Below are 24338 nucleotides of genomic sequence, written 5' to 3'. Positions count from 1 at the left end.
CTTATTAGATATCAAAGGGAAACAGCATCCGTTCGTCAAGCGAAAAACCGCCAAAAGTCTGACAATTGACCGGCAGCCTCAGCCGAAAATGCTGCCAAATGTTTGAAATTATTGCACTATTTTTGAGACCCGATTTGATGATATCAACCGGTTTTGATCCTCAGCAGAATGTCCTGATCGTAATTTCCAAATCCCTTGCCGAAAATATTGATTCCGCCGGGGCGCTCGGCGTCATCCTTGACGCCGATACGAACCCGGATCGAATGATGGCCCTTGAGGTCGAGGGCGGCGAGGCTGGTCTCGGAAATCCTGACACCGTCGACATAGGTTCCGTCAGCGGAAACCCGCCAGTTCTTCAGCTTGCCATATTGCGAGCCCTTGAGCTTCCACCAGGAGGGCGTGAAAACGCCGCGCTTGTCGCCGAAATCGCCGGGTGACGTCCAGGTGCCGACGTCGACGCCATTGATCGTCAGCGTGATGTCGGAGGGCCAGTCGGCGCTGGTGCCTGGAACTTCCGAGGACAGTTCCACCACCAGCTCGAGCTCGGTAATCTCGGTATTGGCGAGCTTGGCATTGTTCGGAAACTGATATTCGACAAAGCCGCGCGTGAACCACAACAAACCGGCCTTCATACGGTCCGGATCCAGGAAGGTGTTGGGCACATCGAGCAGGCCGATGATCCCGTCCGGCGAACAGAGACCGCAGGGCGCGGTGACCTCGAAGCCGGTGTAAAGCCCGATCGGCATCGACACTTCGATCGCGTCGTTCTTGACCGCACGATACTCGCTCTTGAAGACCACGAGCACTTCCTCGGCGGTCGGATAGCAGATCTTCTGGCTGCCTTTCTTCGCCTTCTGGTTCTCGGTGCGGATCAGGCCCGCATCCTCAAGCACCTGGATATTGGTCGAGACCGTCGACTGCGGCAGCGACAGCACGGAGGCGATTTCGTTGACATTCATCGGCCCCTTCTCATGCAGCAGCCTCAGCATGGAAATGCGCGCCGAAGAGGCAAGGCCCTTGAGGACGGCCATGCCCTCCTCAGGGTCGATCACCAGAAAATTGCGACTCAATGGATTGCCAGCCTATGCGATTTGCACCCGAAATCAGCTTGTATATCGGGATAATTGATTCAATCAATGCGGCGGCGGCACTCCATGCACCTTTTTGGTTGAGCGGCCGCGAAGAGGCCATTTGTTCCTCGGCAGGCTTGCCGCCTCGTGCGACCTAGCCAAGCAGGACGTCGGGTGCGCCATTTACCGGCGCCGCGAAACCCTCACCCCAGCGTCTCGCGGATCGCCTGCGCCAGCCGCTCCACCCCGTCCCGCGTCTGCGCGGCATCACACGCCGCATAGCCCAGCACCAGGCCTTGCGTCGGGGCCGTGTTCTGGAAATATTTCGACAGCGGCGAGACGTTGATCGCCCTTTTTGCTGCGGCCTGGCTGACCTTGATGTCGTCGATGCCATCCTTGAGATAGCCCACCACCTGGATGCCGGCTCCGGCGGGGGACAGCGTGATCTCGTCGCGCAGGCGCTCGGTCACGATCTCGCGAAAAAGCTGGCGGCGCTGGGCGTAGATGCGGCGCATGCGCTTCAGATGCCGGCTCATATGGCCTTCGGTGATGAAGTCGGCCAAGGCGGCCTGCAGCAGCAGCGGCGCAAACTGGCCGGTGGTGGATAGCGCGTTGACGATGCGGCCGGCAAGCTCCGGCGGAAGCACCATGAAGCCGAGGCGCAGCGCCGGGAACAGCAGCTTGGCGAAGGTGCCGACATAGATGACGCGGCCGGAGCGGTCCATGCTCTGGATCGCCGGCACGGGCCTCCCTTGAAAGCGGTATTCGCCGTCGAAATCGTCCTCGATCACCCAGGCGTTAGCGGTCTCGGCGATGTCGAGCAGGCGCAACCGCTCCTCCATGCGCATGGTGATGCCGAGCGGATGCTGGCAGGCCGGCGTCACATAGATGAGACGGGGCGAAAAATCCGGAGCATCGAGCCGCCAGCCGCGCTCCTGGTCGACCGCAATCGGCAGGATTCTTGCGCCGGCCACGGTGAAGGCGGCCTTGGCGCCGTAATAGCCGGGCTCCTCCATCCACACCGTGTCATCGGGGTCGAGCAGAAGCCGGGCGAGAAGATCGAAGGCGGCCTGCGCGCCGGTGGTGATGACGATCTGCTCGGGACGACAGCGCACGCCGCGCGCGGAATAAAGATAGCCGGCGATCGCCTCCTTCAGCGCCGGGTGGCCGGTGACGTCATAGGTGCCGAACAGCGTCTCGCCGCCATGGCTGGCGCGGCGCGCGACCAGCCGACCCCAGACGCCGAAGGGAAAGCTCTGCGCATCCGGCATGCCGGGGTGGAAGGCGACATGCCCCGGCCTGCCGTGATGATAGGGCTGGCTCAGCAGCTGCTGGCCGCGCAGCGAGGGCTGGCGCAGCGGCACGGGCGGCTCCTCGGCCGGTGTCTCGCGCGGGCCTTCGGGCAGGTCGACGATGACCGGACGGGCGCCCTGGCGATTGGCGAGATAGCCTTCGGTGACGAGCTGGTCATATGCGGCGACGATGGTGTTGCGGCCAAGGCCGAGTTCGGCGGCCAAGGCGCGGGTGGACGGGAGCTCCGAGCCTGGCGCCAGCGTGCGATTGCGGATGATGGCGACGAGGCCGTGATAGAGCTGACGCGAAAGGTGCTCGGGGCTCGAGCGGTTCACGGCCAGCATGTCGAGCGGGAACGCCTGGGGTTTGGGGTGGGAGCGCATCGTTTATCCCCACCCGTGGATGCAATGGCAATGGCGTGCCGCGACACGCTTGTGCTGCAAGGTCGAGTTCCTTCGCCCCCCTCTCTGTCCTGCCGGCCATCTCCCCCACAACGGGGGAGATTGGCAGTTCAGGCGTCTCGCTTTTCTTTGCGACGTCGGCGATTGGCGAAAGCCGGCGCGACATCCGATCTCCCCCCTTGAGGGGGAGATGGCCGGCAGGCCAGAGAGGGGGGCCTCGCGCCGACGATCAATGATTTCGAGGTTGCCCATCTATCCATCCTGCCACACCCGCCTCTCCGCACAAACTGGTTCCTTTATTTTCCAGAAAACTGGCCCTCGCGAGGGAGACAGAGCGGGGTAGACTTTGCGCACTGACGTTGGGGCAAGACGTCGACAAGGACATGTAAGGGGACATGTGAGGCGCGGCGCTGGGAGGGCGTCTTGCCGAACGAAACGGCATGGTTTCGCCCCGCCGCCGGCAACCGCAGCCATCTCCTCCCGAGACAGGACACCCCGCAGCCATCATGGCTGCGGGGCGGAAAGCGAGCAATGACGACAGTTCGACTTGGCATCAACCCGATCACCTGGACCAATGACGACGTGCCGGAACTGGGCGGCGACACGCCGCTCGAGACCTGCCTCAGCGAGACCGCGGAGGCCGGCTATGCCGGCACCGAGCTTGGCGGCAAGTTCCCGCGCGAGAGCCGTGCGCTGAGGCCGATCCTCGACCATTACGGACTGGCGCTGGTCTCCGGCTGGTATGATGGTCGCATCTGCGAGAAGGAGGTGGACGAGGAGTTCGAGGCGATCCGGCCGCATCTGACGCTGCTTCGCGACCTCGGCGCCAGGCGCGTCGTCTATGCCGACACCTCGCGCGGCCGGCATGGCGCCATCCACGACCCGATCTCGCAGCGGCCGAAGCTGATGGACGGGGAATGGAAGGCCTATGGCGCCAAGATCACCCGGCTCGCCGAGCGGTTTTCCGATTTCGGCGTCGGCATGGCCTTCCACCATCACATGGGCACGATCGTCGAGACCGACGCGGAGATTGACAGGCTGATGCACAGCACCGGCGAGGCGGTCAGCCTGCTTTACGATACCGGGCACTGCGCCTTTTCGGGCGGCGACCCGGAGCAGTTGCTGCGCCGGCACGTGGAGCGCGTCGTGCATGTCCATTGCAAGGATGTGCGCCCGGCCATCTTAAAGAAAGCGCGCGAGGCCGACATGAGCTTCATGGGCGCGGTGATGGAAGGCATCTTCACCGTGCCGGGCGACGGCGCGATCGACTATCCGACGCTCTTAAAGATACTCGCCGACCAGGGCTATTCCGGCTGGCTGGTTGTGGAAGCCGAGCAGGATCCGGCCAAGGCGCATCCCTTGACCTATGCGACGATGGGGTATCGGAATCTGAAGAGGCTGGCCGAGGGCGCGGGCTTCTACGTCCACGAGCGCAAGGCCTGAAGAAAGCATGGGGCGCCGGGGAGGCAGATGAGCTCGGTTCTGTACCAGAAGGTGGTCAAGAGCTTCGGCGCGCTCAACGTGCTGCGATCACTTGACCTTGCGGTGCCGGACCACAAATTCCTCGCGCTGCTCGGCCCGTCGGGCTGCGGCAAGACGACGGCGCTGCGCATCCTGGCTGGGCTCGACATGCCGACCGCCGGCAAGGTCTTTATCGGCGAACGCGACGTCACCCGGCTGCAGCCGCGCGACCGCGACATCGCCATGGTCTTCCAGAGCTACGCGCTTTATCCGCAGATGACGGTCGCCGAAAATATCGGCTACCCGCTGTGGATACGCGGCACGCCCGAAGCCGGACGAAAGGCCAAGATCGGCGAGGTCGCCGCCGTGCTCGAGATCGGCCATCTGCTCGACCGCCGTCCGCGCCAGCTTTCCGGCGGCCAACGGCAACGCGTGGCGCTGGCCCGCGCCATCGTGCGCGACCCGGCGGCCTTCCTGATGGACGAGCCGCTCTCCAATCTCGACGCGCGGCTCAGGCTCACGATGCGCGGCGAGATCAAGCGGCTCTGCCAGCGCCTCAGCGCCACCACCATCTATGTCACCCACGACCAGGTCGAAGCGCTCACCATGGCCGACTTCGTCGCCGTCATGCATGGCGGCGAGCTGCAGCAGATGGCGCCGCCCATCGAGATATACGACCGCCCGGCAAACCGCTTCGTCGCCACCTTCGTCGGCAACCCGCCGATGAACATTCTGCCGGCAGCGCTTTGCGAGCAAGGCGTCATCGTGGCCGGCAAGGTCGTCCCACTGGACGCCGCGCGGCTTGCTGCCTGCCGCGCCGCCTCCGTCGCCGAAATAGGCCTCCGGCCGGAGGACTGCAGCGCTGCCGCCGTCGCCACGCCCGATGCCCTGCCCGGCGAAATCTACGTCGTCGAACCGATGGGCAACGAGACGCTGGTCAATGTCCGCCTCGAAGGCGGCAACGTCTCGGTCCGGGCCGGCCGCGATTTCAGGGGCGTAGTGGGTGAAAGCATCGGCGTCGCCTTCGACCCGGCGAACGCCTGTTTCTTCAATTCGGACGGCCTGACAGCCGTCCACAGGGTCAACAACAATGGGAGAGTGACATGATGCATTCCAGCAGACTTACTCGCCGCTCCGTCATCAAGGGTGGGCTTGGCCTGGCTTTGGCGACCACCGCCCTCACCACGCTTGGCCTGCCGATGCCTGCCCGCGCCGCCGGAAAGAAGGTGATCATCGGCGCCTTCGCCGATGGCGGCCTGACGCCGTTCAAGGAAAAGATCATCCCGCTGGCCAAGGAGCAGGGCTTCGACATCCAGTTCCTCGAGGACGAATACGGGGTGACGCTCGAGAAGTGGTTCGCCGACGCCCAGAGCGGCGCCGGCCAGTATGACCTCTACCTGCTCGACGACCCATGGGTGCCGCAGTTCGGCGCCGCCAACGTGCTCGAGGATCTTGGCGCCGGAGGCATCGATGGGTCGGACAAGGACTGGATCGGCGCGATGATCGACATGGGCTATTGGCCGCCGCAGAAGGGGCCGCGCGTCAAGGGCTTCGAGAACGCCAAGCCGACGTTGATCTGCGTGCCCTTCGTCGGCGACCTGCAGACGCTGACCTATCGCAACGACGTCTTCACCGGCGGTGCGCCCAAGACCTGGGACGAGGTGATCGCCAAGGGCAAGGAAGGCGTCGCGGCCGGCAAGATCAAATACCCGGTCGTCTTCCGCGGCGTTTCCGGCAACCCGATCGTCACCAGCTGGTATCCGGTCTTCCTGTCGTTCGGCGGCTCCTTCTTCGACGACAAGTGGAACCCGATCTTCAATTCGGCCGAAGGCAAGGCCTCGGCCGATTTCTTCGTCGGCACGATGAAGCAGAACGCGCCGAGCGGCGTGGTCGAGTTCGACTCCGACCAAGAGGGCGCGGCGATCCTCGGCGGGGAGGCAGGGGCGATCATCCAATATTCGGGCAACGCATTGAAGGCGGACGACCCCGCCCAGACCAAGGTGGCCGGCAAGCTCGATTTCGGCGTTGTGCCGAAGCAGGAAAAGGCGATCGCCCAGATGGGCATCTTCATCGCCGGCGTGCCGAAATCAGCGCCCAACAAGGCGAATTCGATCGAGTTCGTGAAGTGGTATGTCAGCGCCGAAACACAGGCCAAGCTCTCGGAAGCGGGCTCGATCCCGGTCAAGCGCAGCGCCTTCGGCATCGCCAAGCCCGGCAACCGTCTGATACCGGTCGCCCTGCAGCAGCTCGACGCCGGCGCGCTGCCGCGGCCGCGCACCCCCGACTGGGCGAAGGTCGAGGAACTGCTCGGCATCGAGCTCAACAAGGCTTTGCAGGCCGGCTCCGGCGGCGGTGCGGCCCTGGACACGGCGGCCAAGCAGGTCAAGGACTATCTGACCACGGCCGGGTACTACTGATGCAAACCGGCATGCAGGCACGCAAATATCGCCTGCAGGGGGCGGGGCTCGACCTCGCCCTCCCCTATCTCATGCTGGCGCCGGGCCTGACGATCGTGCTCGGCGTGCTTGTCTATCCGCTCTGGGACGGACTGCGCGCCAGCACCAGGGCTTACCGCTACGGCTCGCCGGTCTCCCATGTCGGCTTCCGGAACTATGTGCAGCTTTGGAGCGACGCACAGTTCCTGAATTCGCTGTGGGTCACGGTCAAGTTCGTGGCGCTGTCGGTTTCGATCGAGGCAGTGCTGGGCTTCGCGCTTGCCTTGTTCTGCCTGCACGAATTCCGCGGCATTCGGCTGCTCAGGACGGTGCTGATCATTCCCATGGTGATCACGCCGGTCGTCGTCGCCATCCTGTTCAGGCTGATCTACGCCAGCGATGCCGGCATGCTGACGGCGCTCTCAGAGGCCATGGGCGGCGGCGGGGTCCAGATCCTCGGAAACCCGCTCAATGCCTTCATCGGCCTTGTCGTGCTCGACGTCTGGGAGTGGACGCCGCTGATGTTCCTGATCCTGCTCGCCGGCCTGCAGTCGCTGCCGCACGAGCCGTTCGAGGCGGCGCGCGTCGACGGCGCCGGGTCCTGGCGCGTCTTCGCCGATCTCACCTTCCCGATGATGCGGCCGGTGCTGGCGGTCGCCATCGTGCTCCGCACCATCGATGCCTTCGGCACCTTCGACCAGGTTTTCGTGCTGACCCGGGGCGGGCCGGGCGAAGCGACGAGGCTGATCTCGATCTATGGCTATGACACCGCTTTCAAATTCCAGCAGACCGGATACGCGGCGGCGCTGTTCGTGACGATCGGCCTCGTCGTGCTCGCGCTCGCCTTCAGCGCCATCAGGCTCCTGCGCAGGATCGACGCGTCATGAGCACCCGCCTGGCGCGCATCCTCACCACCATTTTCGTGCTGGCAGTGGTGCTGCTGCCGATCTACTGGCTGGTGTCCACCTCGCTCAAATCCAACCGCGAGATCACGCAGGAAGGCACGCTCTATCCGCATGTGCCGACGCTCGACAATTACGTCAGGCTGTTCACCGAAAAGCAGTTCGGCTCCTACCTGACGAACTCGGTGGTGGTGACCTTCTTCTCGGTCGCGATAGCGCTGGTCTTCGGCGCGATGGGCGCCTACGCGATCGCGAGGTTCCGCCTGCCATTCGCCGCGGAGCGCAAGATCGGTCTCTTCCTCCTGACACTGCGCATCATCCCGCCGGTGGTGATCCTGATACCCGTCTATCTCTTAATGCTGAGCCTCGGGCTGCTCGACAGCTGGCTCGGCCTGATCGCCACCTACACCGCCTTCAACGTCACCTTCTGCGTGTGGATGATGGAGAGCTTCTTCCGCGAGATCCCCGTCGATCTCGAGGAGGCGGCCATGGTGGACGGCGATTCACGCTTCGGCGCCTTCCGCCGCATCACGCTGCCATTGGCGGCACCGGGGCTCGCGGCCACCGCGATCTTCGCCGTACTGGTCACCTTCAACGAATTCCTTTTCGCGCTGGCGCTGACCGCGACGCCGCGGGCGATGACCATGCCGCGCGGCACCGCCACACTCATCGGGCGCATCGATACCGACTGGGCCTCGATGGCGGCCGCCGGCGTCATCGGCGCGTTGCCGATCGTCTTCTTCGCACTCCTGGTGCAGCGGCATCTGGTGCGCGGGCTGACCATGGGCGCGGTGAAATGATTGCCGCTCGGATATACGAACCGGCCGGCAGCGCTGGAGCGGCCTGATGAGAAAGTCGAACGCATGATGGATGTTTGTCTGTTCGGGGTGGGGCTGATTGGCCGCGTGCATGCGAGCAATCTCGCGCGCCACCCGAAGGTGCGGCTGCGCTACGTCGTCGATCCCAATCGCGAGGCGGCCGAGAAGGTCGCCGCCGTAACCGGCGCCGAGATCGTGGATACCGAGACCGTTATGAACGATCCGGCAGTGAAAATGGTGTTCATCGCCTCGGCCACGCGCACGCACGCGGAGCTTGCCATGGCCGCGGCGGCGCAAGGCAAGGCGATCTTCTGCGAGAAACCGATCGACCTCGACCTCAAGCGCACGGATGAATGCCTGGCCGCTGTCGCGAAAGCCGGCGTGCCGTTCCAGATCGGCTTCAACCGCCGCTTCGATCCGAGCTTCCGGGCGCTGAAGGAGCGCCTCGATGGCGGCGAGATCGGCGCCGTCGAGCAGGTCATCATCACCAGCCGCGATCCCGAACCGGAGACCGAGGAAGCGCTGGCCGGAGGCGGCGGCGTCTTTCGCGAGATGACTATCCACGATTTCGACATGGCGCGGAACATGCTTGGCGAAGAGCCTGTGGAGCTCTTCGCGACCGGCTCCTCGCTGGTGGCGCCGCAATACAGGAAGCTCGGCGATTACGACACGGCGATGTTCATCCTGCGAACGGCATCCGGCCGGCAATGTCATATCAACAACAGCGTCAGGGCCGCCTATGGCTACGACCAGCGCATCGAGGTGCACGGCGCCGACGGCATGCTGCAGGCCGGCAACCGGCTGCCGACCTCTGTGGAAAGGTACGGCGGCAAAGGTATATCGCGCGACAAGCCCTACTACTTCTTCGTCGAACGCTATGCGGAATCCTACGCCGCCGAGATCGATCACTTCATCACCTGTGTCGAGACGGGCAGGAGTCCGGCGGTCACGGCCAGCGATGGGCGCAAGGCCATGATCCTCTGCGAGGCAGCGCTAGCGTCGGCCCGGTCCGGCAGGTTCGAACCCGTAGAGCTGTGAGCGGATGGTCCGAAATAAGCGGGAGTTTACGAAATGAAGATTGGCATGATCACCGACAGCCTCGGCAACCTGTCCTTCGACGAGATGCTGCGCGCCTCGGCCGATCTCGGACTGGAGACGCTGGAGTTCGCCTGCGGCAACTGGTCGTCGGCGCCGCACATCGATCTGGCCGCCATGCTGGACAGCAAGACGACCCGAACCGAATTCGTCGCCAAGGTTCGCGACCACGGGCTGACGATCGCGGCGCTTAACTGCTCCGGCAACCCGCTGCATCCGGGACCGCAGGGCAAGCAGCATCGCCAAGTGACCGAGGACACGATCCGGCTGGCGAGCCTGATGGGCATCGACCGGGTGGTGATGATGTCCGGGCTGCCGGGCGGACCCGGCGACACCAATCCCAACTGGATCATCACCGACTGGCCGCCCGAATGCGCCGACATCCAGCGCTACCAGTGGGACGATTGCATCATCCCGTATTGGCGCGATCTCATCGAATTTGCGAACAATCTGGGCATCAGGAAGCTTTGCCTGGAACTGCATGGGCATCAGGCCGTGTACAATGTCCAGACGCTGTTCCGGCTGCGCGATGCGGTCGGCGAGACGGTCGGCGCGAACTACGATCCGAGCCATCCGATGTGGATGGGCGCCGATCCTATCGCCGCCGTGCGCAAGCTTGGCTCGGCCATATATTATGTCCACGCCAAGGACACACGCATCGAACCGATACCGGCGGCCATCGACGGCGTGCTCGATGCGCGCCCGCCAAATCATTATGCCGAAAGGGCCTGGAATTACATCACGCTCGGTTACGGCCACGGTGAAACCTGGTGGCGGCAGTTCTGCACCGCGCTGAAGCAGGCCGGCTATGACGACGTGCTGTCGATCGAGCACGAGGACATGATGCTGTCGCCGATGGAAGGCATGCGCAAATCCGTGGCGCTGCTGCGCAACGTTGCCATTAACCTGGCCTGAATTGTTCAGATCCGGTCCTGCATTGGTAGGTGATCGCCGCCCGTTGCGGTCTCGATGGTCGCCAGCCCTACCTCACATCGACCCAGCGCTGTTCCTGGAAGGAGCGCGCCATGGCATGCACGGTGCGCTCGATCTCCAGCCCCTCGTCGAAGTCGATGATGCGGGCCGGCTTGCCGGCGGTGCGCATCAGGAGCTCGCGGCATTCGATCATCTTGAGGTCGTTGAAGCCGAGGCCGTGGCCGGGCGCCGGCAGGAAGGAATCGTAGGGCTTGTGGTGCGGCGCCACCAGGATGGTGCGGTAGCCCTGCTCGGTCGGCCGGTCGGCGGTGAGGTAGAGTTGGAACTCGTTCATCCGCTCCTGGTCGTAGAGGATCGAGCCCTTCGAGCCGAAGATCTGGATGGCGATGCGGCCCTTGCGGCCCCAGGCCGAGCGGTTGACCAGCAGCGTGCCGGCAACGCCGTTCTCGAGATGCATCAAGACGCTGGCGATGTCATAGGTCTCCACCGCGCGGCGGGCGCCGGACGCGGTCCTGCGATCGGGATAGGGTTTGACCATGTCGCACATGACGCGCGAGACGCGGCCGAACAGCGCCTTGATCAGCGACAGCGGATGCACGGCGAAATCGTCGAGCGCGCCATAGCCGGACGAAGCCTCGTGTTTCCAGAAGAACAGCGCCTCCGGATCGGCCATGAAATCCTCGTCCATCTCGATGCGCACGAGATTGACGTCGCCGATGATCTTTTCCTCGAGCAGCGCGCCGATATGGCGGATGGCGGGGTTCTGGATGTAGTTGTAGCCGAGCACGGCGACCTTGCCGGATTGCTTCGCGGCCTTCGCCATCGCCTCGGCCTCGGCGAAACTCGGCGCCATCGGCTTCTCGCACCACAGATGCTTGCCGGCTTCGAGGACGGCGATCGCCATTTCCGGGTGGAACTGGTTCGGCGTGGTCAGCGAGACGATCTCGACGTCCGGATCCTCGACCACGGCGCGCCAGTCGCCGGAGCCTTTTGCGAAGCCGAACTCGGCAGCTTTGCGTTTGGCAAGCTCGTCATTCACCTCGCCCAGATGCACCAGTTTCGGCTTGTCGACATCGGGAAAGACGGTGCCCACCGCGTTCCAGGCGATGGCGTGGCACTTGCCCATGAAGCCAGTGCCGATGAGGCCCACTCCGACCATGTCGATTGTCTCCAGGATAAAGGAAAGTATGCGTGGATGAATTAGTCTATTTTGATAAAGAATGGAATATCTAAATCATTTTTTATGGTGTTCTTGCGCGAACTCGCTATGATGAGGCAGGAGAGAGACAAACCTTATGAGCGTGGGCGGAGCGACGATGGACGAACGGGTGCCTCGCGATTTCGAAACGCTGCGCGCGACGATCCTGGACAGACGCGCGAGCCTGCCCAAGCGCATCGCGCAGATCGCCGCCTATGCGCTCGACAATCCCGACGACATCGCCTTCGGCACGGCGGCGAGCATCGCCGCCTCGGCCGGCGTGCAGCCCTCGACGCTGATCCGTTTTGCCCAGCAGCTCGGCTTCGACGGCTTCACCAGCCTGCAGCAGGTTTTCCGCGAGCGTCTGCGCGAGCGCAACTCCTCTTATGACGAGCGGCTGGCGGCGTTGCGCGCCAAGGCCGAGGAAGGCCGCGGGCACCGGGCGATCTTCGACGGCTTCGTCGCCGCCGCCAGCACCTCGCTGGGCGACATCTCACGTTCGCTCAACGATGCCCATTTCGAGGAGGCGGTGGCGCTTCTGGCGAAAGCCGAGACGATCTATGTGCTGGCCAAGCGCCGCTCCTATCCGGTGGCGTCCTACATCGCCTATGCGCTGGGCAAGCTCAAGATCCGCAACCAGCTGGTGGAATCGGCCGCGGGGCTGAACGCCGAGATGATCGGCTTCGCCACGCCGCGCGACGCCGTCATCGCCATCAGCTTCTCGCCTTACGCGCCGGCGACCATCGAGGAGACGCGCTCGATCGCCGAGCAGGGCGTGCCGATCGTGGCGATCACCGACTCGTCCTTCTCGCCGCTGGCGCAATTCGCCAGGGTCTGGTTCGAGGTCGCCGAGGCCGATTTCGGCGGCTTCCGCTCGATCTCGGCGACGATGGCGCTGGCCATGGCGCTGACTGTCGCCGTGGGCGAGAAACGCCGCGAGACCGGGCGCCGACGCAAGGGCTGAGCCTCCCGAATGAGCGCTTTTCGGCTCGGGAACACTCATTCCATATTGACTGTAGATTGGAATTAATATTTCATATTGACGACACCACGCCGTCGCCGGCGCGCGCTGTCCAAAACGACGCTGCTCTGCAAAACAAGGCCGATGGGAGGTTCGAATGGGCGAAGCCGTGGAAGGGAGATACCCGCCGCTCGACGTCATCACCATCGGCCGCGCCTCGGTCGATCTCTATGGCCAGCAAATCGGCTCGCGGCTGGAAGACATCACCTCTTTCGCCAAGTCCGTCGGCGGCTGCCCGGCCAATATTTCCGTCGGCACGGCAAGGCTCGGCCTGCACTCGGCGCTGCTCACCCGCGTCGGCGACGAGCAGATGGGCCGCTTCATCCGCGAGCAGCTTCGGCGCGAGGGCGTCTCGGTCGACGGGCTGAAGACCGACAAGGAGCGGCTGACAGCGCTGGTGCTGCTCTCGGTCGAAAGCGAAGGCGTCTCGCCGATGATTTTCTATCGTTCGGACTGCGCCGACATGGCGCTGGCCGAGGAGGATATCGATGAGGCCTTCATCGCCTCGGCGCGCTCGGTGGTCGTCACCGGCACGCACTTCTCGCGGCCGAATTCCGATGCCGCGCAGCGCAAGGCGATCCGCCTGATGAAGGCCCAGGGTGGCAAGGTTGTGTTCGATATCGACTACCGCCCGAACCTTTGGGGCCTCGCCGGCCACGCGGAGGGTTTCGAGCGCTATGTCAAGTCCGACCGCGTCTCGGCGCAGTTGAAGACGGTGCTGCCGGATTGCGATCTCATCGTCGGCACCGAGGAAGAGATCATGATCGCTTCCGGCGCCGACGATTGCCTGAGCGCGCTGAAGACGATCCGCGCGCTGTCCGCCGCCACCATCGTGCTGAAGCGCGGCGCCAAGGGTTGCATCGTCTATGACGGGCCGATCAGCGACGACCTCGAGGACGGCATCGTCGGCAAGGGTTTTCCGATCGAGATCTACAATGTGCTCGGAGCCGGCGACGCCTTCATGTCAGGCTTCCTGCGCGGCTGGCTCGGCGGCGAGAGCTTTGCCACCGCCGCGACCTGGGCCAATGCCTGCGGCGCCTTCGCGGTGTCGCGCCTGCTCTGCGCGCCGGAATACCCGACCTTCGAGGAGCTGCAGTTCTTTTTAAAGAACGGCAGCAAACACCTGGCGCTGCGCAAGGACGAGGCGATCAACCACGTCCACTGGGCAACGACGCGGCGGCGCGACATCCCCTCGCTGATGGCTTTGGCCTGCGATCATCGCGTCCAGCTTGAAGACGTTGCCGCGAAGGTCGGCGCAGATGTTTCGCGTATTCCCGACTTCAAGGTGCTCACCGTCAAGGCGGCGGCAAAGGTCGCCGCCGGCCGCGATGGCTACGGCATGCTGATCGACGAGAAATATGGCCGCGACGCCATGTTCGAATTCGCCCGCCATCCCTTCGCCTGGCTCGGCCGCCCCGTCGAATTGCCCGGGTCGCGGCCGCTGCGTTTCGAATTCTCGCAGGACATAGGCTCGCAGCTCACCGAATGGCCGGTCGACCACTGCATCAAATGCCTGTGCTTCTATCACCCCGATGACCCGGAAGCGCTAAAGACCGAGCAGCAGCAGAAGCTGCGCGCTTTGTTCGAAGCGGCGCGGAAAGTCGGCCGCGAATTGCTGGTCGAGATCATCGCCGGCAAGCACGGCAGGCTCGACGACACCACCATTCCGCGCGCGCTGGAGGAGCTCTATGCGCTGGGCATCAAGCCGGACTGGTGGAAGCTCGAGCCGCAGGCTTCGGCAGGCGCCTGGGCGAAGATCGAACAGGTGATCGTCAGGAACGATCCTTGGTGCCGTGGCGTGGTGCTGCTCGGGCTGGAAGCGCCGCAGGACGAGTTGGTCGCGGCGTTTGCCGCCACCGCCAATGCGCCGATCGTCAAGGGCTTTGCCGTCGGCCGCACCATCTTCGTCAACGCCGCCGAACGATGGCTGGCCGGCAGGATGTCGGATGACGAGGCGATCGCCGACATGGCCGCGCGTTTCGAGCAGTTGACCGAGGCATGGCTTGCCGCGCGCGGCCGCAAGGCCGCATAACAGACCGCTGAAGGACTGCGGAGGAGACACCATGAGCAAGACAATCCGCCTGACGATGGCGCAGGCGCTGACCCGCTTCCTCAGCCGGCAAATGACCGAGATCGACGGGAAGAAGGTGCCGATCTTCGGCGGCGTCTGGGCCATCTTCGGCCATGGCAATGTCGCGGGCATTGGCGAGGCGCTCTACCAGGTCCGCGACGAGCTGCCGACTTTCCGCGCCCATAACGAGCAGGCGATGGCGCATGCCGCGATTGCCTATGGCAAGGCGAACTTCCGCCGCCGCTTCATGGCGGCGACCTCTTCGATCGGCCCCGGCGCGCTGAACATGGTGACGGCGGCCGCGCTCGCGCATGTGAACCGGTTGCCCGTCCTGTTTTTGCCCGGCGATGTCTTCGCCAACCGCCTGCCCGACCCGGTGCTGCAGCAGGCCGAGGATTTCTCCGACGGCACGGCGAGCGTCAATGACTGCTTCCGTCCCGTATCGCGCTATTTCGACCGCATCACGCGGCCGGAGCAGATCATCCCGGCGCTGAACCGCGCCATGCAGGTGCTGACCGATCCGGCCGAATGCGGCCCGGTGACGCTGTCGCTCTGCCAGGACGTGCAGGCGGAGGCCTATGATTATCCCGAAAGCCTGTTCGCCGAGCGTGTCTGGACACCGCGCCGGCTGCGCCCGGACCGCAACGAGCTGGCGGCAGCCGTCGCGGCGCTGAAGGGCGCCAAGAAGCCGCTGGTGATCGCGGGCGGCGGGGTGCTGTATTCGCAGGCTTCGGACGAGCTCGCCAAGCTGGTGCAGGGCGCTGGCATTCCGGTCTGCGAGACACAGGGCGGCAAATCCTCGTTGCCCGACAACCATCCGCTCAACATGGCGGCGGTCGGCGTCACCGGCACGTCGGCCGCCAACCGGCTGGCGGAAGAGGCCGATGTCGTGCTCGCCGTCGGCACCAGACTGCAGGATTTCACCACCGGCTCCTGGGCGCTGTTCAAGAATGCCGGCCGCACGATCATCGGCCTGAACACGCAAGGTTTCGACGCCGGCAAGCATTGGGCGCTGCCGCTGGTCGCCGACGCGGCCGAAGGGCTTGCCGAGCTGTCCGCCGCGCTGAAGGGCTGGAAAGCGCCGGCCGCGTGGACCGACAATGCATTGAAGGGCAAGACGGAGTGGCAGGCCGCCGCCGCCAAGGTGACGGCATCGACCAACGCCGCCTATCCGTCCGATGCGCAAGTGATCGGCGCCGTGCAGCGCGCCATGGGCTCGGGCGTCACGCTGCTGCATGCCGCGGGCGGTCTGCCCGGCGAATTGCACAAGCTCTGGCAGGCCGGCGCGCCGGGCTCCTACCATGCCGAATACGGCTTCTCGACCATGGGCTACGAGATCGCCGGCGGGCTCGGCGTCAAGATGGCGAAGCCCGACCAGGAGGTGGTCGTCATGGTCGGCGACGGCTCCTATCTGATGCTCAATTCCGAGATCGCCACTTCGGTGATGCTTGGCCTGAAGCTCACCATCGTTTTGCTCGACAATCGCGGCTATGGCTGCATCAACCGGCTGCAGATGGCGACCGGCGGCGCCAACTTCAACAACCTCTTGAAGGACGCCCGCCACGAGGTGATGCCTGACGTCGACTTCGCCGCGCACGCGGCAAGCTTAGGTGCCGTGGCCGAGAAGGTAGCGTCGATCGCCGAGCTGGAGACGGCACTGGCCAAGGCGAAGAAGAACGACAAGACGACGGTGCTGGTCATCGACACCGACCCGCTGGTCTCGACCGAGGCGGGCGGCCATTGGTGGGATGTCGCCGTGCCGGAAGTCTCGTCGCGACGCGAAGTCAATGCCGCGCGCAAGAAATACGAGGAAGCCGTGGACAGCCGTCAGGGCTGAACCGGCTCGCAACGAACCGACATTGGAGTGACGACTTGAAAGCCAAACTGGGCATGTCCCCCATCGCATGGTGGAACGACGATCTCGTGGAATTGAGCGATGATGTGTCGCTGGAGGAATGTTTGCGCCAGTCGCGCTCGGCCGGCTTCACCGGTATGGAGATGGGCCGCCGCTTCCCCAATGATCCGAAGGTGATGCTGCCGATCCTGAAGGAGGCCGACGTCACGCTTTGCGGCGGCTGGTTCTCAGGCACGCTTGTCAACGAGGACATCTCCCGGAACAAGGACCGCATCCAGCCGATGATCGACCTGTTCAAGGCGGTCGATGCGCCCTGCATCGTCTATGGCGAGGTCGGCCGGTCCATCCAGGGCGACCGCTCCAAGCCTCTGGCCACCAAGCCGAAACTTTCCGCCGACGAGATGAAGGCTTATGGCCGGCGCGTCACCGAGTTCGGCGAGTGGTGCGCTGAGCAAGGCATGCCGCTCTCCTACCATCACCACATGGCGGCGGTGGTCGAGACCGAGCCGGAGCTCGACGCCTTCATGCGCAACTCCGGCGAAGGCATTCCGCTGCTGCTCGATGCCGGCCATCTCGCCTTTGCCGGCGGCGACGTGCTGCGCGCCATTGACAATCACCACAAGCGCATCAACCACGTCCATGTGAAGGATGTTCGCATGGGCGTGATCGACAGGCTCGACCGCACGAAACAGTCCTTCCTCGACGCCGTGGCGCTCGGCGCCTTCACCGTGCCGGGCGACGGCTCACTCGACTTCGGGGCGATTGTCCAGCGTTTCGCCGATCATGGCTATGAAGGCTGGTTCGTGGTCGAGGCCGAGCAGGATCCGAAGAAGAACCCGCCGCTCAAGATGGCCCAGGTCGGCCACAAGGAACTTATGCGGGTGATGACGGCCGCCGGCTATACGGTCGAGACGCAGGGTTTTCCGGCCTGAGCAGTGGATTAGTCGGGGCGCCCGGTTTATCCGTTGTGCTTTGGGCAAATCCTGGATTGGCGCGATGAAAGACTATGAGCATCCCTTCTTCCGGCCGCTGTGGCGCCGTATCGTGGTCGTCGCGGTCTGCCTCGTCTGGTCGGTGATCGAATTCGCGTCCGGCACGCCGTTCTGGGGCGTCATCGCGCTGGGCTTCGCCGGCTATGCCGTGTGGCAGTTTTTCTACCTCTATAAGCCGATTGAGGAGAACAAGGCCGAACCCGGACCGAAGGAGTGACTAATCCATGGCTCAGAAGCGTCTACGGATCGGATACTGCGTGCATGGCGGATCGCATGCGTTGGCGATTAGCCGAAACGCCTCTCGCTTCGTCATCCTAGGGCGGAGCAAGGAGCGCAGCGACGTAGCGCAGACCCTAGGATCCATTCCGCGACTTCGAAGCAGCCGCTGCGGTACAGAATTCTGCTCCGCAGCGCCCTTCGATTGAGGTAACGGCATGGATTCTAGGGTCTCCGCGACGGAGCTGCGCTCCTGCTTCGCCCTAGAATGACGAAGTTTGGAGGCCTCGGCCAATCTCGAAGGTTGTGCTGGTTCTGTCAGCCGGCAAGATCTTTGATCCGCAACCAACGAAGGCCAACGGAATAGGAGAGACAAAAATGTCGAAACTGCTCGTCAAGGCCGACAAGGGCCACGGCCATGTCGCTCATGTCACGCCGCAAAGCGCCGGCTGGACCTATGTCGGTTTCGATCTGCATCGGCTTCGTCCGGGCGAGACGGTGTCCGGCAAAACCGGCGAGCGCGAGGTCTGCCTGGTGTTCGTCACCGGCAAGGGCAAGGCATCGGCCGGCGGCAAGGATCTCGGCCTGCTCGGCGAGCGCATGTCGCCCTTCGAAGGCAAGCCGTGGTCGGTCTATGTGCCGCAAGGCGCCGACTGGTCGGTGACCGCCGATACCGAGCTGGAACTCGCCGTCTGCTCGGCGCCCGGCCTCGGTGGCCGTCTGCCGGTGCGCGTCATCGGACCTGACGATCTCGGCCAGGAGGTGCGCGGCAAGGGCACCAACACGCGCTACGTCACCAACATCCTGCCCGAGGGCAAGCCGGCGGATTCGCTGCTGGTGGTCGAGGTGATCACGCCCGGCGGCCACACGTCGAGCTATCCGCCGCACAAGCACGACCAGGACAACCTACCGGCCGAATCCTATCTCGAGGAGACCTATTATCACCGCCTCAGCCCGCCGCAGGGCTTTGCCTTCCAACGCGTCTACACCGATGCCGACCGCAACGGCGTGCGCGAGCTGGACGAGGCGATGGCGATCGAGGACGGCGATGTCGTGCTGGTGCCCAAGGGCTATCACCCTTGCGCCGCCTGCCACGGCTACGATCTTTATTACCTCAACGTCATGGCCGGACCGAAGCGGACGTGGAAATTCCACAACGCGGCCGAGCATGAATGGCTGATGAAGGCCTGATCGGCACGCCGGCAAAGCCGTTGGTCCAGCCCGGAAAAATCGTCGGCTAACGAGCTCCGTGCTGGACTTGCCTTCGAAAACCCACGAAAGCTTCGTCAATCCGTCATGGAAATCACCTATGGCAGCGGTTCCGGTGCATGTCGCCGCAAGCGCTCCGGCGTTTGGGCCACGACTTGCCAAGACAATGACTTGAAGCGCGTCGCATATTCCTTTGGGGCGCGCAGCGCGCTTGACGAGGAACGCCCATGCGCTACGCGATCTACTACACCCCGGGGCAGGACGAGAAGCTGGCGCGCATTGCCGCCAACTGGCTGGGCCGCGACCCGTTCGGCGCGGCGACGCGGCTGGTCGAGGCCGTGGGCGATCTTTCGGCCGCGGAAGTCGCTTTCCATACTGCCTCTGCCCGGCGCTACGGATTCCATGCGACGCTGAAAGCCCCGTTCCGGCTGGCGCCGAACGAGACGGAAGCTTCGCTGCGCGCCGCGCTCGACGCTTTCGCCGAGGCGACGCCGCCTGTGATCATCCCACGTCTCGTCGTCGGCCAGATCGACGGCTTCTTCGCGCTGGTGCCGGAAACGCAGTTCGCGCCGCTCAACGATTTCGCCGGCGAGGTGGTGCGCGCCTTCGATCCGTTCCGCGCGCCGCTGACGGAGGCCGAGATCGAGCGCCGCAGCCCCGATGCGCTGAAGCCGGACGAGTTCCGCAATCTCTGCCAATGGGGCTACCCTTACGTCTTCGACACGTTCCGCTTCCACATGACGCTATCGGGGCGGGTCGGGCCACAGGAAAGCCCACGTCTTCGTGCAGCGATCGACGGCCTGTTCGCCGATGTGCTGCGGCAGCCGGTGCCGGTGGATGCGCTGACATTGTTCGTCGAAAGCGAGCCCGGCGCCCCGTTCATGGTGCTTTCCCATCATGCGCTTGGCCGCAGGCCTGCCCGCAAGACCGCATAGGACGGATCAGCGGAAACGCTGAACCGCCCCATCTTTTTGTTTACGCAATTTCGGACGGAAAACCGCAAAGCACTTTTCCTGGAATTGCTCTGAAACGACTGCTTGAGATAGGACCGCCCGAGATGACCGCCGAAACCGTTCTCACCAATGCCCGCATCGTGCTGCCCGATGAAATCGTCGAGGGCTCGCTGTTGTTGCGCGATGGCCTGATTGCCGCCGTCGAGCCGGGTGCCGTCCGCGCCGGCGAGGACATGGGCGGCGACTACATCATCCCAGGTCTTGTCGAGCTGCACACCGATCACCTCGAAGGCCACTACGCGCCGCGCCCGAAAGTGCGCTGGAACCCGATCGCCGCCGTGCTTGCCCATGACGCCCAGGTGGCGACCGCCGGCATCACCACGGTGCTCGACGCCTTGCGCGTCGGCATGGACGAGGATGCCGACCTGAAATCCGACGACGTTCGCAAGCTGGCCGACGCGATCGAGGACAGCGTGCGCCAGGATCGGCTCAGGGCCGACCATTTCATCCACCTGCGTTGCGAGGTCTCGGCGCCGGACTGCCTCGAGGCTTTCGCTAATTTCGAGGCCGACGAGCGGGTTAAGCTCGCCTCGCTGATGGACCATGCGCCCGGACAGCGCCAGTTCGTCAACCTCGAGACCTATGCCTACTACTACCAGCGCAAACTGAAGCTGACGGACCGCGACTTCCAGAAATTCTGCGAGAAGCGGATGGCCGAATCGGCCCGCAATTCCGGTCCGAACCGCGTCTTCATCTCGGCCGCCTGCCAGGAGCGCGGCATCGTGCTGGCGAGCCATGACGACGCGACCGCCGGCCATGTCGACGAAGCGATCGAGCAGGGCGTGCGCGTCGCCGAGTTCCCGACGACGCAAGAGGCGGCCAAGGCCTCGAAAGCCGCAGGCCTCGGCGTGCTGATGGGCGCGCCGAACGTCATGCGCGGCGCCTCGCATTCCGGCAATGTCTCGGCGCGCACGCTTGCCGCTGACGGCCTGCTCGACATCCTGTCGTCCGACTACATCCCCTTTAGTCTGATCCAGTCGGCCTTCTTCCTCGGCGATGTCGTCGAGGGCATCTCGCTGCCGCAGGCGGTCGCCATGGTCTCGAAGAACCCGGCCGAAGCGATCGGCCTCGCCGACCGCGGCGTCATCGAGCCCGGCCGCCGGGCCGACCTGGTGCGGGTGCGCGTGGACGACCATGTGCCGGTCGTTCGCACCGTGTGGCGTCAGGGCGGCCGGGTCGCATGATGGTCTCGGCCCTCATCGAGCGCGAGCTGGCCGACAGCCTGCCGATCCGCAACGGCGTCTTCGTCGCGGTGGTGGGGCCGAGCGGCGCCGGCAAGGACACGGTGATCGGCTACGCCAAGCAGCGCTTTGCCGGCGAGACGCGGCTGGAATTCGTGCGCCGCGTCATCACCCGGCCGAGCGACACGGCAAGCGAGGACCACGATACGCTGGCGGATGCCGCCTTTGCCGAGGCGGAGGCGGACGGCGCCTTCTCGCTGTGCTGGGACGCGCACGGCCTGCGCTATGGCCTGCCGGCCGATGTCGACTGGGCCGTGGCGAATGGCCACGTGGCCGTGGCGAACGTCTCCCGCGCGGTCATCCCGGCGCTGCGCGAGCGCTACGCCAATCTGGCCGTGGTCGAGATCACCGCCACGCCGGAGATCCTCGCCGAACGGCTGGCGGCGCGCGGCCGTGAATCGCGCGGCGAAGTGCTTGCCCGCCTGGCGCGCAGCACCAGCGTAAAGCTGACGGGACCGGACGTGACCTCGATCGACAACAGCGGCGACAAGGAAATCGCCGGCGAACGCTTCGCCGAGGTGCTGCGCAAGGCGATGGCGTTCTCGGATCTGTCGGACATGATCTAAGACCTTCTCCTTCTCCCCTTGTGGGAGAAGGTGGATCGGCGCGCAGCGCCGAGACGGATGAGGGGTGTTGGAAGGATCGCTGCGATGACGAAATGAGCGCTGTGCGCATCCTATTCTTCAGCGCCTCGTTTCTTCCAGCACCCCTCATCCGGCCGCTTCGCGGCCACCTTCTCCCACAAGGGGAGAAGGGGGCGCCGCGCCTCACTTATTGAAGTTGGCGATGAACTGCTTGAACTGCGGCGTCGGCGGCCTGGCGAACATCTCCTTCGGTTCGCCGGCCGAGTCCACCTCCCCCTTGTGCAGGAACATCACCTTGCTCGACACGTCGCGGGCAAAACCCATCTCATGCGTGACGACCAGCATGGTGCGTCCTTCTTCGGCGAGCGAGCGCATGACGCGCAGCACCTCGCCCACCAGTTCCGGATCGAGCGCCGATGTCGGCTCGTCGAACAGCATCACCTTGGGATTCATCGCCAGGGCGCGGGCGATTGCCGCGCGCTGCTGCTGGCCGCCCGACATATGCGGCGGGTAGTAGTTGCGGCGCTCCCATATACCGACGCGCTTCAGCAATGCCTCGGCCTGCTCCAGGCACTCGGCGCGCGGCCGCTTCAGCACATGCGTCGGCGCGGCGACGAGGTTTTCCAGCACGGTCATGTGCGACCATAGATTGAAGCTCTGGAAAACCATGGCGAGGTTGGCGCGGATCCGCTCCACCTGGCGGATGTCGGCGGGCATCTGGTGGCCGTCGCGACCCCGCTTCATCTTTATGAGCTCGCCGTCGACCCGCACTTCGCCGGAATCCGGGGTCTCCAGGAGATTGATACAACGCAGCATCGTGCTCTTGCCGGACCCGGAGGAGCCGAGAATCGAGATGACGTCGCCCTTGTGGGCCTCGAGCGAAATGCCCTTGAGCACCTCATGATCGCCGAAGCACTTGCGCAGATCCTTTACGCTGATGGCTGGCGTCTCATCGGAGGACGGCGCGGCTTTCGCGGCAGCGGCGACATTTGCCGACATCACAACACCTCCGGTACGGGTTTGACTTGCTGGCTCTGCTCGGGCGGGGGACGCAGATGCGGCGACAGCCGGTATTCGACCCAGGCAAACAGCCGGGCGATCGACAGGTTGAGAAGCAGGTAGATCACGCCGGCGCAGGTCAGCACCTCAATCGGCCGGAACGTGTCATGCTGGATCTTCTGCGCCGTTCCCATCATCTCCATGATGGTGACCACGGACGCCAGCGCGGTTGCCTTGGTCATGAGGATGATTTCCGTCGAATAGGCCGGCAACGCAAGCCGCAGCGCGATCGGCAGCGTGACGAGGCGGAAGCGGGTGAAGGCCGACATGCCGAACGCCTTGGCCGCCTCGATCTGGCCGACAGGCACCGCGCGCAGCGCGCCGCGGAAAATCTCGCTCTCATAGGCCGCAGTATTCAAGGCCATGGCGACGATCGTGCAATACATCGGATCGCGCAGGATCGGCCACAGGATCGGGCTGTGGCGCACGAAGTCGAACTGGGAGAGCCCGAAATAGACCAGATAGAGCTGCACCAGCAACGGCGAGCCGCGGAAGACGAAAACATAGGCGCGGGTGAAATACTCGCCCGATTTGTAGCCGGAAGCCCGCAGCCAGGTCAGGCCGGTGGCGATGATGAGCCCGAAGGCGATGCCGAAGAACCAGATCTCGAGCGTCAGCGGCAGCGCCTTCAGCACGCTCCACATGGTTGAAAGGTAGAAGTCGAAATCCACCGCCACCTCTTATTTCGGCCGTGTGAAGCTTCGGGAGGTGTAGCGCTCGGCTTTGTCGAAGATCGGCGTCGAGATCGAGGTCATCACCAGATAGAGGATGCCGGCGAGCGTGTAGAAAAGCAGCGAATGATGCGTCGAGCGCGCCGCCTTGTTGGCCGTCAGCATCAGCTCGGCGACGCCGGTGACCGAGATCAGCGCCGAGTCCTTGATGGTCAATTGCCAGACATTGCCCAGCCCCGGCACCGCGAGACGCAGGACCTGCGGCATGATCACGAGGCGAAAACGCAGCCAGGCCGACATGCCGTAGGCACGCGCCGCTTCCAGCTCGCCGCGATGGATCGCCAGGAACGAGCCGCGAAAAACCTCGGCCTGATAGGCGCCGGAAATGATGCCGACCGCGAGAACGCCGCCAAGGAAACTCGGCATGTTCAAGATATCGGCCGAGCCGATCGATCCGGTCGAGCGCGCCACGCCGGTCAGGACCTGGGTGCCGCCATAGTAGAACAGGTAGATGATCAGGAGTTCCGGTTCGCCGCGGAAGACGGTGGTGTAGCTCTCGCCGATGAATCTCAATCCGCCGCGATGCGAAAGCTTGGCCGCCGCCACCAGCGAGCCCAGCACGGCGCCGATCAGCATCGAGACGACGGTGACGGCGAGCGTCCAGCCGATGCCCCACAGCAGTTGCACGCCCCAGCCGGCGGCCAACAGCTCATAGGCCGTCGAAACCTGATCCTTGAGATCGTTGAGAAACTCCACTTACGGCTCCTGCGGGCGCCGAGATAGGCATCGACGTCTACGCT

22 protein-coding genes are annotated in these 24338 nt (G+C 64.4%); 16 read left to right on the top strand and 6 right to left on the bottom strand.

The window, feature by feature from the left end; translation table 11 throughout:
• Nucleotides 1-143: 143 nt before the first annotated feature.
• Both LB525_RS20740 and LB525_RS20735 read right to left on the bottom strand, forming a co-directional pair.
• On the bottom strand, nt 144-1070 hold the full coding sequence (locus LB525_RS20740; RefSeq protein ID WP_140545631.1) for an ArsR/SmtB family transcription factor: 927 nt from the start codon (nt 1068-1070) through the stop codon (nt 144-146).
• 203 nt (nt 1071-1273) lie between these two features.
• Nucleotides 1274-2746 carry a PLP-dependent aminotransferase family protein gene (locus tag LB525_RS20735; RefSeq protein WP_224546477.1) on the bottom strand — a complete coding sequence of 491 codons (1473 nt, stop codon included), beginning with the start codon at nt 2744-2746 and terminating at the stop codon, nt 1274-1276.
• 549 nt (nt 2747-3295) lie between these two features.
• On the opposite strand from LB525_RS20735, the gene iolE (LB525_RS20730) reads away from it, so the two are divergent.
• From iolE (LB525_RS20730) to LB525_RS20700, 7 genes are all read left to right on the top strand, one after another.
• Nucleotides 3296-4207, top strand: a complete 912-nt coding sequence (gene iolE / locus LB525_RS20730; RefSeq protein WP_224546475.1) for a myo-inosose-2 dehydratase — start codon at nt 3296-3298, stop codon at nt 4205-4207.
• A gap of 27 nt (nt 4208-4234) precedes the next feature.
• Entirely contained in the window at nt 4235-5332 is a 1098-nt protein-coding gene (locus tag LB525_RS20725) for an ABC transporter ATP-binding protein (RefSeq protein WP_224546473.1), read from the top strand.
• On the top strand, nt 5329-6642 hold the full coding sequence (locus LB525_RS20720) for an extracellular solute-binding protein (RefSeq protein ID WP_224546471.1): 1314 nt from the start codon (nt 5329-5331) through the stop codon (nt 6640-6642). Before LB525_RS20725 ends, LB525_RS20720 begins: the two co-directional genes overlap by 4 nt.
• 11 nt (nt 6643-6653) lie before the next feature.
• Complete coding sequence (locus tag LB525_RS20715) at nt 6654-7547, top strand: carbohydrate ABC transporter permease (protein ID WP_176477056.1); 894 nt, start codon at nt 6654-6656, stop codon at nt 7545-7547.
• Nucleotides 7544-8362 carry a carbohydrate ABC transporter permease gene (locus tag LB525_RS20710; RefSeq protein ID WP_095768049.1) on the top strand — a complete coding sequence of 273 codons (819 nt, stop codon included), beginning with the start codon at nt 7544-7546 and terminating at the stop codon, nt 8360-8362. Before LB525_RS20715 ends, LB525_RS20710 begins: the two co-directional genes overlap by 4 nt.
• A 63-nt stretch (nt 8363-8425) precedes the next feature.
• Entirely contained in the window at nt 8426-9418 is a 993-nt protein-coding gene (gene iolG, locus LB525_RS20705) for an inositol 2-dehydrogenase (RefSeq protein ID WP_224546468.1), read from the top strand.
• A 33-nt stretch (nt 9419-9451) separates the two neighbouring features.
• Nucleotides 9452-10390, top strand: a complete 939-nt coding sequence (locus LB525_RS20700; RefSeq protein ID WP_224546466.1) for a sugar phosphate isomerase/epimerase family protein — start codon at nt 9452-9454, stop codon at nt 10388-10390.
• 67 nt (nt 10391-10457) lie between these two features.
• Here the strand turns inward: LB525_RS20700 and LB525_RS20695 are convergent, their stop codons facing one another.
• The gene (locus LB525_RS20695) at nt 10458-11567 is read right to left on the bottom strand and encodes a Gfo/Idh/MocA family protein (RefSeq protein WP_224546464.1); all 1110 of its coding nucleotides are present in this window, start codon (nt 11565-11567) and stop codon (nt 10458-10460) included.
• A gap of 157 nt (nt 11568-11724) precedes the next feature.
• On the opposite strand from LB525_RS20695, the gene LB525_RS20690 reads away from it, so the two are divergent.
• From LB525_RS20690 to phnN, 9 genes are all read left to right on the top strand, one after another.
• Nucleotides 11725-12570 carry a MurR/RpiR family transcriptional regulator gene (locus LB525_RS20690; RefSeq protein WP_224546651.1) on the top strand — a complete coding sequence of 282 codons (846 nt, stop codon included), beginning with the start codon at nt 11725-11727 and terminating at the stop codon, nt 12568-12570.
• A gap of 154 nt (nt 12571-12724) precedes the next feature.
• Complete coding sequence (locus LB525_RS20685) at nt 12725-14659, top strand: bifunctional 5-dehydro-2-deoxygluconokinase/5-dehydro-2-deoxyphosphogluconate aldolase (RefSeq protein WP_224546452.1); 1935 nt, start codon at nt 12725-12727, stop codon at nt 14657-14659.
• A gap of 31 nt (nt 14660-14690) precedes the next feature.
• Complete coding sequence (gene iolD / locus LB525_RS20680) at nt 14691-16535, top strand: 3D-(3,5/4)-trihydroxycyclohexane-1,2-dione acylhydrolase (decyclizing) (RefSeq protein WP_224546450.1); 1845 nt, start codon at nt 14691-14693, stop codon at nt 16533-16535.
• Nucleotides 16536-16570: 35 nt separating this feature from the next.
• Nucleotides 16571-17485: a myo-inosose-2 dehydratase gene (iolE, locus tag LB525_RS20675; protein ID WP_224525906.1), complete on the top strand. Its 915-nt coding sequence runs from the start codon at nt 16571-16573 to the stop codon at nt 17483-17485.
• A 64-nt stretch (nt 17486-17549) separates the two neighbouring features.
• Nucleotides 17550-17762: a DUF3329 domain-containing protein gene (locus LB525_RS20670; protein WP_224546448.1), complete on the top strand. Its 213-nt coding sequence runs from the start codon at nt 17550-17552 to the stop codon at nt 17760-17762.
• A gap of 377 nt (nt 17763-18139) precedes the next feature.
• The gene (gene iolB, locus LB525_RS20665; protein ID WP_224546437.1) at nt 18140-18952 is read left to right on the top strand and encodes a 5-deoxy-glucuronate isomerase; all 813 of its coding nucleotides are present in this window, start codon (nt 18140-18142) and stop codon (nt 18950-18952) included.
• Nucleotides 18953-19197: 245 nt separating this feature from the next.
• The gene (locus LB525_RS20660) at nt 19198-19905 is read left to right on the top strand and encodes a DUF1045 domain-containing protein (protein WP_224546435.1); all 708 of its coding nucleotides are present in this window, start codon (nt 19198-19200) and stop codon (nt 19903-19905) included.
• 122 nt (nt 19906-20027) lie between these two features.
• Nucleotides 20028-21167: an alpha-D-ribose 1-methylphosphonate 5-triphosphate diphosphatase gene (locus LB525_RS20655; protein ID WP_224546433.1), complete on the top strand. Its 1140-nt coding sequence runs from the start codon at nt 20028-20030 to the stop codon at nt 21165-21167.
• Nucleotides 21164-21790: a phosphonate metabolism protein/1,5-bisphosphokinase (PRPP-forming) PhnN gene (gene phnN / locus LB525_RS20650; RefSeq protein WP_224546423.1), complete on the top strand. Its 627-nt coding sequence runs from the start codon at nt 21164-21166 to the stop codon at nt 21788-21790. Before LB525_RS20655 ends, phnN begins: the two co-directional genes overlap by 4 nt.
• Before the next feature lie 201 nt (nt 21791-21991).
• Here phnN and LB525_RS20645 read toward each other — a convergent pair whose 3' ends face one another.
• The 3 genes from LB525_RS20645 to LB525_RS20635 are packed head-to-tail and all read right to left on the bottom strand — an operon-like array spanning nt 21992 to nt 24294.
• The gene (locus LB525_RS20645; protein WP_140633717.1) at nt 21992-22807 is read right to left on the bottom strand and encodes an ABC transporter ATP-binding protein; all 816 of its coding nucleotides are present in this window, start codon (nt 22805-22807) and stop codon (nt 21992-21994) included.
• Entirely contained in the window at nt 22807-23538 is a 732-nt protein-coding gene (locus LB525_RS20640; RefSeq protein WP_224546421.1) for an ABC transporter permease, read from the bottom strand. Before LB525_RS20640 ends, LB525_RS20645 begins: the two co-directional genes overlap by 1 nt.
• Nucleotides 23539-23547: 9 nt before the next feature.
• A complete protein-coding gene (locus LB525_RS20635; protein ID WP_224546419.1) occupies nt 23548-24294 on the bottom strand; it encodes an ABC transporter permease in 747 nt (248 codons plus the stop codon).
• Nucleotides 24295-24338 lie beyond the last annotated feature (44 nt).

Source organism: Mesorhizobium sp. CA16 (genome assembly GCF_020165175.1).
Lineage (GTDB): Bacteria > Pseudomonadota > Alphaproteobacteria > Rhizobiales > Rhizobiaceae > Mesorhizobium.
This window is presented reverse-complemented; position numbering and strand designations above follow the sequence as displayed.